Genomic DNA, 11,899 nt, shown 5'->3' on the forward strand with positions numbered 1-11,899 from the left:
TGCTGGGCAATCTCATCGACAACGCGGTGGACGCGGCGCAGGGGACGACGGGGGCACGGGTGACGGTGACGGCGTACACGGACGAGGCGGGGACGGCCGACGAGGCGGAGGGGCCGGCCGACGGGCTTGACGACCCGGCGAGGGGCCCCGTGCTGGTGCTGCGGGTCAGCGACACGGGCGCGGGCGTGGACCCGGCGTACCGGGACTCCGTCTTCGAGCGCGGCTTCTCCACCAAGCCGTCCGGTCCCGGCGGCCGGGGCCTGGGGCTGGCCCTCGTCCGCCAGACGGCGCGCCGCCACGGGGGCACCCTGACCGTGGCGGAGGCGCCCGGGGGCGGCGCGGAGTTCGAGGTGCGGCTGCCGCTGGGCGCGACGGAGGCCGGCGAGGGCGACCCCGGCGAGAGCATGCGGACCCCCCGCGACGCGACCGACCAGAGCTCCCCGGAGCGGACCTCCCGGAGTCTCCAGGAGCGGACCTCCCAGAGCCCCACGAGCCACCAGAGCCACCAGGACCCGGGCCCTCGGGCCGCTGCTGTGGCCGATGCCGTGCCGGGAGGCGACGACGTATGACCGATGCGGATCCCATCAGAGTCCTCGTCGTGGAGGACGACCCCGTCGCCGCCGACGCCCACATGATGTACGTCGGCCGCGTCCCCGGCTTCACGGCGGTCGGCAAGGCCCACACGGGCGCGGAGGCACGCCGTGCGCTGGAGCGCATGCCGGTGGACCTGCTGCTCCTGGACCTGCACCTCCCGGACGTGCACGGTCTGCAACTGGCGCGCTCGCTGCGCGCCGCCGGGCATCACGCCGACGTGATAGCGGTGACGTCGGCACGGGACCTGACGGTCGTCCGGGAGGGCGTCTCCCTCGGCGTCGTCCAGTACGTCCTGAAGCCCTTCACCTTCGCGACGCTCCGCGACCGGCTGATCCGCTACGCCGAGTTCCACGCGGCGGCGGGCGAGGCCAGCGGCCAGGACGAGGTGGACCGGGCGCTGGCGACCCTGCGGGCGCCGGGCCCGGCGGCCCTGCCGAAGGGCCTGAGCGCGCCGACCCTGGAACGGGTCACCGTCGCCCTCCGGGACACAGCGCGGGGGCTCACGGCCGCCGGCATCGCCGAGGCCGTGGGCATCTCCCGGATCACGGCCCGCCGCTATCTCGAACACCTGGTGGACGCGGGCCGAGCGAGACGCGAACCGCAGTACGGGCAGGTGGGACGCCCGGAACTGGTGTACCGCTGGGTGCGCGGGGAGTAGCCCGCCCAAGTCCGTTCCGCTGCACACTCATTGACCTGACTAGACCATTCCTCGTACCGTCACCGGGCACCACCCAAGGCCACAACGACGTAGCCAGCAGGAGGTCGTGCCCGTGCGCCCCACCGCACCCCCCAACCGCCGCCGATCCCCTCTCCGCCTCCTCCTCGCCGGGGCTCTCGCCATCGCCGCGCCCGGTGTCCTCGCCGCCTGCGGCAGCGGCTCCGGCAGCGATCCGGACACGGTGGAGGTGTCGTACAAGCAGTCCACGGACAACTCGGTCCGGGTGATGGACACCTTTCTCGGGGACGTGAAGAAGCAGTTCGAGAAGGCGAACCCCGGCAAGAAGGTGAAGCTCGTCCCGATCAAGGCGCCGGACTCGGAGTACTACACCAAGGTCCAGCAGATGCTGCGGTCCCCGAAGACGGCCCCGGACCTGGTCTATGAGGACACCTTCCTCATCAACTCGGACATCACCAGCGGCTATCTGAGGCCGCTGGACGACTATCTGGCCGACTGGAAGGACTGGGACCGGTTCATCGGCACCGCGAGGGCCGCGGCGAAGGCCGAGGACGGGAAGACGTACGGCGTCCCGGACGGCACGGACACCCGGGGGCTCTGGTTCGACAGGAAGATCTTCGCCAAGGCCGGTCTGCCCGCCGACTGGCAGCCGAGGACCTGGGACGACGTCCTCTCCGCCGCCCGCGCCATCAAACGGAAGGTCCCCGGCGTCATCCCCCTGAACGTCTACACGGGCAAACCCGCGGGCGAGGCCGCCACCATGCAGGGCTTCGAGATGCTGCTCTACGGCACGGACGGCGCCACCGACGACGGTGGCGACCCCCTGTACGACGAGAAGTCCAAGAAGTGGAAGGCCGGGACCCAGGGTTTCAAGGACGCGCTGGCCTTCGTGGAGACCGTCTACCGGGAGAAGCTGGGCCCGGAGGTCTCCGACGCCCTCGACCCGAACATCGCGACCCGGGTCCGCGGTGAACTCCTCCCCGAGGGCAGGCTCGGCATCAACCTGGACGGCTCCTGGCTCCCACAGGACTGGCTGCCCGGCAGCGGCCATGAATGGCCCGACTGGTCGGAGAAGCTCGGCCTCGCCGCCATGCCCACCCAGCACGGCCAGGCCCCCGGGAAGGTGAGCATGTCCGGCGGCTGGACCTGGGCGATCCCCGCCAAGGCCGCCAACCCGGACCTCGCCTTCGCGTTCATCAAGACGATGCAGTCGAAGGCGAACGCCCAGAAGTGGTACATCGCCAACTCCGGTATCGCCGTCCGCGAGGACGTCGCCGAGGACCCGGCCTACGCCAAGGCCCAGCCCGGCATCGAGTTCTTCACCGACCTGGTGGCCCACACCCACTACCGGCCCGCCTACCCCGCGTACCCGAAGGTCTCGACCGCCATCCAGGAGGCCATGGAGTCCGTGACGACGGGCGACGCGTCGGTGGCCGAGGCGGCGAAGAACTACGACGAGGAACTCGCGGCGGCCACCGACGACCAGGTGACCCGGGGCTGACCCGCCGCTCATGACGAGACGACCGGGCCGCCCGCCGCACCCCGCCCTCCGCTCCCTGACCCGAGCCCTCCCCGTCACCCCCGCCACCGTCCTGCTGCTCCTCTTCCTCGCCGGCCCCATCGCCTACTGCGTCTCCATCGCCTTCACCGACCTCCAGCTCACCGGCCAGGCCGAGGACTCCTTCGTCGGCTTGGAGAACTTCCGGACCGCCTTCGGCGACGAGGCGTTCCGCAACGCCGTGTGGCTGACCCTCGTCTTCACCGTCGTCTCGGCGCTGCTGGGCCAGAACACCCTGGGTCTGGCCCTGGCCGCGCTGATGCGGCGCGCCTCGAAGCCCGTCCGCACCCTCGTCGGCGGCATCGTCGTCACCGCCTGGGTGCTGCCGGAGGTGGTCGCCGGCTTCCTGCTGTACGCCTTCTTCCGCCGCGAGGGCACCCTCAACGCCGTCCTGGACTGGCTCGGTCTCCCCACCCAGAACTGGCTGTACACGCTGCCGATCCTGGCGGTGTCGTTCGCGAACGTCTGGCGGGGGACGGCGTTCTCGATGCTGGTGTACTCGGCGGCGCTCGACGAGATCCCGAAGGAGATCACGGAGGCCGCGGAGGTCGACGGCGCGGGCGGCCGGCGCCGGCTGTGGCACATCACCCTCCCGATGATCCGGCGCTCCATCGGCACGAACCTCATGCTCATCACCCTCCAGACGCTCTCCGTCTTCGGGCTGATCTGGGTGATGACGAGGGGCGGCCCCGGCGGCCGGAGCCAGACGCTCCCGCTGTTCATGTACGAGGAGGCCTTCCAGAAGAGCATGATCGGCTACGGCACGGCGGTCGCGCTGCTGCTCCTGGTGGTCGGTTCCCTCTTCTCGGTCGTGTATCTGCGGCTGCTGCGAACGGAGGTCTGACCCGGTGCCGACCAGAACCCCGAAACCCGCCGTGCCCAGCAGAACCCGGACACCCGTCGTACCGGCCAGAACCCGGACACCCGCCTCGCGCAGGACCCTGCGGCGCCGACTGACCGCCGACGCCGGACTGCTCGTCGTGGCCGCCGCGTTCGTCCTGCCCCTCGCCTGGGTGGTCCTGTCGTCCGTGGACGCCCGCGCCGACCTCAGGGTCCGGCTCCCGGACTCCGTGACCCTCGCCCACTACGAGGCGGTCCTCACCCCGGACATCACGGTCACGCCGCTGCTGAACAGTCTGCTGCTGTGCGGCGGCGGGACCGCGCTGACCGTGGTGTGCGCCGCCCTCGCCGCCTACCCCCTGTCCCGCTTCCGTTCCCGTCTGAACCGCCCCTTCCTCCTGACGATCCTCTTCGCGACGAGCCTCCCGATCACGGCGATCATGGTCCCGGTGTACGCCCTGTTCGTGCGGGTGAATCTGATCGACACCCACGAGGGCACGATCCTCTTCTTCGCCGCCTCCCAACTGCCGTTCGCCATCTGGCTGATGAAGAACTTCATGGACGGCGTGCCGAAGGAGCTGGAGGAGGCGGCGTGGACGGACGGCGCCTCGCCCCTGCAGTCGCTGCTGCGGATCGTGCTGCCCCTGATGGGGCCGGGCGTCGCGGTCGTGACCGTGTTCTCGTTCGTGATGATGTGGGGCAACTTCTTCGTCCCGTTCATGCTGCTGCTCACCCCGGACCAGATGCCGGCCGCGGTGAGCATCAACGAGTTCTTCGGCAACAAGGGGACCGTGGTCTACGGACAGTTGGCGGCGTTCTCGGTGATCTACTCGACCCCGGTGATCCTGCTGTACGTGGGCGTGGCCCGCCGTCTGGGCGGCGGCTTCGCCCTGGGCGGCGCGGTCAAGGGCTGAGCCGGCCATGCCCAACCGGGTCACTCAAGCCACAGGGATCACGGAACCCGTAGGTTCCTACAATCCGTGATTGTGGCCGAACAGCCCGTAGTCACCGCAGTCCCGCACCCCTACGTTGTGCGCGTGCACCGACGCTCAGCCCGTGAACGGCAGCCCCAGCACCCGCACCGTCGACCGACCCGTCCGAGCCCCGATCCGGGCCCCGATCCGATCCGGACCCCGGCCCCCGACCCCGGCCCGTACGGGCACCCGGAGATCCAGGCCCCCACCCCACCGTTCGACACCGCCGCCGCCCGCAGACTCCGCGCCGCCCTCGGCATGGGACCCGAACACGTCGCCTACGGCATGCGCTCCTCGTACGGTCTCCCCTATGTCACCCCGGACCTGGTGAACGCGTGGGAACGCGGCACGGTGGCACCGACGAGCCCCGAACTCACCGCTCTCGCGGGCGTGTTGTGGTGCTCGCCCGGTGAACTCATCGGGGCGCCGCGCACCTTGCGCGAGCACCGCTTGGCCCGGGGGACCGCCCCCGAGGACGTGGCCCGCGCGATCGGCATGGACCTGACCGCCTACCTCCACATGGAGGAGACCGGTGAATGGCGCGGCACCGAACGGCAGTCCACCGCCCTCGCCGATCTGCTCGACCTCTCGCTCCCCGAGCTGGTCGTCGTCACCGGACGGGAGGCACGCCTCACCGAGCTGCTCCACGACGCGGTCGCCACCCGCTGGCAGGCGTACGTCCGGCCGACCGCCAAGCTGCTGTCCCTCGACCGGCGCCTCCTGGAGGACGTCCTCCAGGAGATGCACCTCGACTACCAGGGGAGGATGAGCGCCGGCCTCAGCTGGGCCAACGGCACGGCCGCGACCGACGCGGGCGACGCCGGCCGCGACTACCTCGACCGGATCACCGACCACTTCTGGTCACTGGTCCGCCGGGCGGCCCCCTACTAGGCCGTGCGCGGCGACCACCGTCGACCGTGAGGACCGGGCGTCGGGCACAGCTCGAACGCCCGCCTCCGGGGGCCCCGCCGGGCCGGGCGTCTAGAAGACCGACTCCGCCTCGTCCATCCGGTCCTTCGGGACCGTCTTCAGCTCGGTCACGGCCTCCGCGAGCGGCACCATCTCCACGTCGGTGCCGCGCAGCGCGGTCATCCGGCCGTATTCGCCCCGGTGCGCGGCCTCCACCGCGTGCCAGCCGAAGCGCGTGGCGAGCACCCTGTCGTACGCGGTCGGGGTGCCGCCCCGCTGCACATGGCCGAGGATGACCGGCTTGGCCTCCTTGCCGAGGCGGCGCTCCAGCTCGTACGCGAGGGCGGTGCCGATGCCCTGGAAGCGCTCGTGGCCGAACTGGTCGATCTCGCCGTGGCCGTAGTCCATCGAGCCCTCGGCGGGGTGGGCGCCCTCGGCGACACAGATGACGGCGAACTTCTTGCCGCGCGCGAAGCGCTCCTCGACCATCTTCACCAGGGCGGCCGGGTCGAACGCGCGCTCCGGCAGACAGATCCCGTGCGCACCGGCGGCCATCCCGGACTCCAGGGCGATCCAGCCCGCGTGCCGGCCCATGACCTCGACGACCATCACCCGCTGGTGGGACTCGGCGGTCGTCTTCAGGCGGTCCATCGCCTCGGTGGCGACCCCGACCGCCGTGTCGAAGCCGAAGGTGCGGTCCGTCGACGAGATGTCGTTGTCGATCGTCTTCGGCACGCCGACGACCGGCAGCCCGGCGTCGCTGAGCATCCGCGCGGCGGTGAGGGTGCCCTCGCCCCCGATCGGGATCAGGACGTCGATACCGAACTCGTGCGCCATGTCCTGCGCGTTCTCGCACGCCTCGCGCAGGCGGTCGCGCTGGAGGCGGGAGGAGCCGAGGATGGTGCCGCCGCGGGCGAGGATGCCGCTGACGGACTCCAGGTCGAGGCTGCGGTAGCGGCCGTCGAGCAGACCGGCGTAGCCGTCCTCGAAGCCGATCACCTCGTCGCCGTAATGGGCGACCGCTCGGTGCACGACCGACCGGATCACTGCGTTCAGGCCCGGACAGTCGCCGCCTGCGGTCAGAACTCCGATACGCATCGTGCTGTGTCTCCTGCTCGTCCTGCGGGGTGCTGGTACTTGTGAGCCGATCCGATTGTTTCACGCCTCGCAGGGGGGTGCCGCGCCCGCGGAGGCCGCCTCCGGCCGCCCGGGGCGCCCCTCCCCCGCCCTGCCGACCTGATGGGCGCCTTATCCACCCCCGGAGGTATTGTCAAGAGGGTTTCCGTCCGCCGCGGCGGTGATGTCCGCACACCCGTCGCACCCCCGCGGAAACACTGCGCGAAGCCACTAAAGCGGCACTCGCGGCACCACCTGAGCAACCACGGCAGCACCCACCGAAGCACCCACCGAACCCGACATGAAACGGAGAGCCCACGTGACGCGCAGCGTGTACGTGACCGGGATCGACCGCGGCGACGGCCGCCAGGTCGTCGAGCTGGGGATCATGGAGCTCCTGACCCGCCAGGTCGACCGGGTGGGGGTGTTCCGGCCGCTGCTGCACCACGGCCCGGACCGGCTCTTCGAACTGCTGCGCGCCCGGTACCGGCTCTCGCAGGACCCCGCCACCGTGTACGGCATGGACTACCACGAGGCGTCCACCCTCCAGGCCGAGCACGGCACGGACGAGCTGGTCGCGGCCCTCGTCGAGCGGTTCCACTCGGTGGCGCGGGACTACGACGTCGTCCTCGTGCTCGGCACCGACTTCGCGGACACCCAGTTCCCCGACGAGCTGTCCCTCAACGCCCGGCTCGCGAACGAGTTCGGGGCGTCGGTGATCCCCGTGGTCGGCGGGCGCAAGCAGACCGCCGAGTCGGTGGTCGCCGAGACGCACAACGCGTACCGCGCGTACGAGGGCCTCGGCTGCGACGTGATCGCGATGGTGGTGAACCGGGTCGCGCCCGGCGACCGGGACGAGATAGCCGAGCGGCTCACGGACGCGCGGCACCCCCTGCCCGTGCCCTGCTACGTCGTCCCGGACGAGCCCGCCCTGTCCGCGCCGACGGTCGCGCAGATCACCCACGCGCTCGGCGGCAAGGTGCTCCTCGGCGACGACTCGGGGCTCGCCCGTGACGCGCTGAACTTCGTCTTCGGCGGGGCGATGCTGCCGAACTTCCTGAACGCGCTCACCCCCGGCTGTCTGGTCGTCACCCCCGGGGACCGCGCCGACCTGGTGGTGGGCGCCCTCGCCGCCCACAGCGCGGGCACCCCGCCGATCGCCGGTGTGCTGCTGACCCTCAACGAGCGGCCCAGCGACGAGATCCTCACGCTGGCGGCGCGGCTCGCGCCCGGCACGCCCGTGGTCGCCGTGGAGAGCGGCTCGTTCCTGACCGCCTCCGAACTCTTCTCGATGGAGGGGAAGTTGAGCGCGGCGACCCCGCGCAAGGCGGAAACCGCCCTCGGCCTCTTCGAGCGGTACGTCGACACGGCCGAGCTGCGCGGCCGGGTCTCGGCGCCCAGCAGCGACCGGATCACCCCGATGATGTTCGAGCACAAGCTGCTGGAGCAGGCCCGCGCCGAGCGGCGCCGGGTCGTCCTCCCCGAGGGCACCGAGGAGCGGGTGCTGCACGCGGCCGAGGTGCTGCTGCGGCGCGGGGTCTGCGACCTCACCCTCCTCGGCCCCGTCGACCTGATCCGCAAGAAGGCCGCCGACCTGGGCATCGACCTCGGCGACAGCATGCTGGTGGACCCGGCGACCTCCGCGTGGCGGGACTCCTTCGCGGAGAAGTACGCGCAGCTGCGCGCCCACAAGAACGTCAGCGTCGAGCTGGCGTACGACGTGGTGTCCGACGTCAACTACTTCGGCACGCTGATGGTCGAGGAGGGGCTCGCCGACGGCATGGTGTCGGGGTCGGTGCACTCCACGGCCGCCACCATCCGGCCCGCCTTCGAGATCATCAAGACGAGGCCGGACGCGGGCATCGTCTCGTCGGTGTTCTTCATGTGCCTCGCCGACAAGGTGCTGGTCTACGGCGACTGCGCGGTGAACCCGGACCCGAACGCCGAGCAGCTCGCCGACATCGCCGTCCAGTCCGCCGCGACCGCACAGCAGTTCGGGGTGGAGCCCCGGATCGCGATGCTGTCGTACTCCACGGGGACCTCCGGTTCGGGCGCCGACGTCGACAAGGTGCGCGAGGCCACCGAGATCGTCCGCGCCCGGCGGCCCGACCTGCTGATCGAGGGGCCGATCCAGTACGACGCCGCCGTGGAGCCGAGTGTCGCGGCGACCAAGCTGCCGGGCTCCGAGGTGGCCGGGCAGGCCACCGTGCTGATCTTCCCGGACCTCAACACCGGCAACAACACCTACAAGGCGGTGCAGCGTTCGGCCGGCGCCCTCGCGGTCGGGCCGGTGCTGCAGGGCCTGCGCAAGCCGGTCAACGACCTGTCCCGGGGCGCCCTCGTCCAGGACATCGTCACGACCGTCGCCATCACCGCCATCCAGGCCCAGACCCCCGCGGCCCAGTGACCCCCACCGACGACAGAAGGCCTACCACCACCGTGACCGCCACACGCGTCCTCGTCCTCAACTCCGGTTCCTCCTCGGTGAAGTACCAGCTGCTCGACATGCGGGACAGCACCCGGCTGGCGGTGGGCCTGGTGGAGCGCATCGGCGAGCAGGGCTCCCGGCTGAAGCACACCCCGCTGACCGACGGGAGCGAGGCCCGGGAGCGCACCGGCCCGATCGCCGACCACGCGGCCGCCCTGAAGGCCGTCGCGGAGGAGCTGGCCAAGGACGGGCTCGGCCTCGACTCCCCGGAACTGGCCGCCATCGGGCACCGCGTGGTGCACGGCGGGCAGAGCTTCACCGAGCCGACGGTGATCGACGACATCGTGCTCGCCGAGATCGAGCGGCTGATCCCGGTGGCGCCGCTGCACAACCCGGCCAACCTGACGGGCATCCGCACGGCTCAGGCCCTGCGCCCGGACCTGCCGCAGGTCGCCGTGTTCGACACCGCGTTCCACACGACGATGCCGGAGTCGGCGGCGCGCTACGCGATCGACGTGGAGACCGCCGACGCCCACCGGGTGCGCCGCTACGGCTTCCACGGCACCTCGCACGCGTATGTCTCGCGGGCCACCGCCGAGTTGCTGGGCCGGGCCCCGGAGGACGTGAACGTCATCGTGCTGCACCTCGGCAACGGGGCATCCGCGTCGGCCGTGCGCGGAGGCCGGTGCGTGGACACCTCCATGGGGCTGACGCCTTTGGAGGGGCTCGTGATGGGTACGCGCTCGGGAGACATGGACCCGGCCGTCATCTTTCATTTGATGCGCGTTGGCGGAATGTCCACGGACGACATCGACACTCTCCTCAACAAGAAGAGCGGTCTGATCGGGCTGTGCGGCGACAACGACATGCGGGAAATAACCCGGCGTATCGACGAGGGCGACGAGCGGGCGAAGCTCGCCTTCGACATCTACATTCACCGGTTGAAGAAGTACATCGGCGCCTACTGCGCGGTGCTCGGCAGGGTGGACGCGATCGCGTTCACCGCCGGGGTCGGGGAGAACGCGGCGCGGGTGCGGGAGGCAGCCCTCGCGGGCCTGGAACCGCTGGGACCGGCGGTGGACGCCGACCTCAACGCCGTACGCGGCGACGAGCCTCGGCTGATCTCGCCGGCCGGTGCCCGGGTCGCCGTCGCGGTGGTGCCGACCGACGAGGAACTCGAGATCGCGGCACAGACGTACGCCCTGGTCGACAGATGAGCGAAACAGTCGGGAAATACACGCCGGTAACACGATTGAGCGCATAGCCGCCCATGTGCATTCCGCCAGACGGAATATTCCGCAGCGAAACAAACCGATAGGATCGTCCCATGCGCCGTTCGAAAATCGTCTGTACTCTCGGCCCCGCGGTCGACTCCCACGAGCAGCTTGTCGCCCTGATCGAAGCCGGCATGAATGTGGCCCGCTTCAATTTCAGCCACGGCAGCCACGCCGAGCACCAGGGCCGGTACGACCGGCTCCGGGCCGCGTGCGCCGAGACCGGCAAGGCCATCGGTGTCCTCGCCGACCTCCAGGGCCCCAAGATCCGTCTGGAGACCTTCGCCGAGGGGCCCGTGGAGCTGGTGCGCGGTGACGAGTTCACCATCACCACCGAGGACGTGCCGGGCGACAAGCACATCTGCGGGACGACGTACAAGGGCCTGCCCGGTGACGTCTCCGCCGGCGACCAGGTCCTCATCAACGACGGCAACGTCGAGCTGCGGGTCCTCGAGGTCGACGGCCCGCGCGTGCGCACCGAGGTCGTCGAGGGCGGTGTCATCTCGGACCACAAGGGCATCAACCTGCCCGGTGCCGCGGTGAACGTGCCCGCGCTGTCCGAGAAGGACGTCGAGGACCTCAGGTTCGCGCTGCGGATGGGCTGCGACCTGGTGGCGCTGTCCTTCGTGCGGGACGCCGACGACGTGCAGGACGTCCACAAGGTGATGGACGAGGTGGGCCGCCGGGTCCCCGTCATCGCCAAGGTGGAGAAGCCGCAGGCGGTCGAGAACATGGAGGACGTCGTGATGGCGTTCGACGGCGTGATGGTCGCCCGTGGCGACCTGGCCGTCGAGTACCCGCTCGAGAAGGTCCCCATGGTGCAGAAGCGGCTCATCGAGCTGTGCCGCCGCAACGCCAAGCCGGTGATCGTGGCGACCCAGATGATGGAGTCGATGATCACCAACTCCCGCCCCACCCGCGCCGAGGCGTCCGACGTCGCGAACGCGATCCTGGACGGCGCGGACGCGGTCATGCTGTCGGCGGAGTCCAGCGTGGGCGCGTACCCGCTGGAGACGGTCCGCACGATGTCGAAGATCGTCGCGGCGGCCGAGGAGGAGCTGCTCTCCAAGGGCCTCCAGCCGCTGGTGCCGGGCAAGAAGCCGCGTACGCAGGGTGGTTCGATCGCCCGCGCCGCCTGCGAGATCGCCGACTTCCTCGGCGGCCGGGCGCTGGTGGCCTTCACGCAGTCCGGTGACACCGCCCGCCGGCTCTCCCGCTACCGCGCGTCGCAGCCGATCATCGCGTACACCACCGACGAGTCGACCCGTAACCAGCTGGCGCTCAGCTGGGGCGTGGAGTCGCACGTGGTGCCGTTCGTGAACAGCACCGACGAGATGGTGGACCTGGTCGACCACGCGATGCTCAAGCTGAACCGCTTCAACGAGGGCGACATCGCGGTCATCACCGCCGGCTCGCCCCCCGGTGTGCCGGGCACCACGAACATGGTCCGGGTGCACCACCTGGGCGGCGGCTCCCGCGACTGACGCCGCCGACGCCGTACGACAGCACCGAGGGCGCCCCCTGCGAGCA

10 protein-coding genes are annotated in these 11,899 nt (G+C 70.9%); 9 read left to right on the forward strand and 1 reads right to left on the reverse strand.

What is annotated here, in order from left to right:
- The 6 genes from M8J73_RS39445 to M8J73_RS39470 all read left to right on the forward strand — a co-directional run.
- Nucleotides 1-569 (forward strand): sensor histidine kinase (locus tag M8J73_RS39445; protein ID WP_249829704.1); only part of this gene is annotated, 569 nt, incomplete at its 5' end.
- Nucleotides 566-1,252, forward strand: a complete 687-nt coding sequence (locus M8J73_RS39450) for a response regulator (protein WP_249829705.1) — start codon at nt 566-568, stop codon at nt 1,250-1,252. The genes M8J73_RS39445 and M8J73_RS39450, both read left to right, overlap by 4 nt.
- Nucleotides 1,253-1,364: 112 nt before the next feature.
- Nucleotides 1,365-2,771, forward strand: a complete 1,407-nt coding sequence (locus tag M8J73_RS39455; RefSeq protein WP_249829706.1) for an extracellular solute-binding protein — start codon at nt 1,365-1,367, stop codon at nt 2,769-2,771.
- 10 nt (nt 2,772-2,781) lie between these two features.
- Nucleotides 2,782-3,672 carry a carbohydrate ABC transporter permease gene (locus M8J73_RS39460; RefSeq protein ID WP_249829707.1) on the forward strand — a complete coding sequence of 297 codons (891 nt, stop codon included), beginning with the start codon at nt 2,782-2,784 and terminating at the stop codon, nt 3,670-3,672.
- 31 nt (nt 3,673-3,703) lie between these two features.
- The gene (locus tag M8J73_RS39465) at nt 3,704-4,582 is read left to right on the forward strand and encodes a carbohydrate ABC transporter permease (protein WP_055543305.1); all 879 of its coding nucleotides are present in this window, start codon (nt 3,704-3,706) and stop codon (nt 4,580-4,582) included.
- A gap of 210 nt (nt 4,583-4,792) precedes the next feature.
- Nucleotides 4,793-5,533, forward strand: a complete 741-nt coding sequence (locus M8J73_RS39470) for a helix-turn-helix domain-containing protein (RefSeq protein WP_372504093.1) — start codon at nt 4,793-4,795, stop codon at nt 5,531-5,533.
- 90 nt (nt 5,534-5,623) lie between these two features.
- Here the strand turns inward: M8J73_RS39470 and M8J73_RS39475 are convergent, their stop codons facing one another.
- On the reverse strand, nt 5,624-6,649 hold the full coding sequence (locus M8J73_RS39475) for an ATP-dependent 6-phosphofructokinase (RefSeq protein ID WP_055537797.1): 1,026 nt from the start codon (nt 6,647-6,649) through the stop codon (nt 5,624-5,626).
- Nucleotides 6,650-6,986: 337 nt separating this feature from the next.
- Between M8J73_RS39475 and pta the strand changes: the two genes are divergently transcribed.
- From pta to pyk, 3 genes are all read left to right on the forward strand, one after another.
- Entirely contained in the window at nt 6,987-9,074 is a 2,088-nt protein-coding gene (gene pta / locus M8J73_RS39480; RefSeq protein WP_055537796.1) for a phosphate acetyltransferase, read from the forward strand.
- A 32-nt stretch (nt 9,075-9,106) separates the two neighbouring features.
- Nucleotides 9,107-10,312 (forward strand): acetate kinase, encoded by a 1,206-nt coding sequence (locus M8J73_RS39485; protein ID WP_055537795.1) that lies wholly within the window; start codon nt 9,107-9,109, stop codon nt 10,310-10,312.
- Nucleotides 10,313-10,422: 110 nt separating this feature from the next.
- A complete protein-coding gene (pyk, locus tag M8J73_RS39490; protein WP_055537794.1) occupies nt 10,423-11,853 on the forward strand; it encodes a pyruvate kinase in 1,431 nt (476 codons plus the stop codon).
- The last annotated feature ends 46 nt before the right edge of the window (nt 11,854-11,899 follow it).

The sequence above is a fragment of the Streptomyces neyagawaensis genome, from assembly GCF_023516595.1.
Taxonomy (GTDB): Bacteria; Actinomycetota; Actinomycetes; order Streptomycetales; family Streptomycetaceae; genus Streptomyces; species Streptomyces neyagawaensis.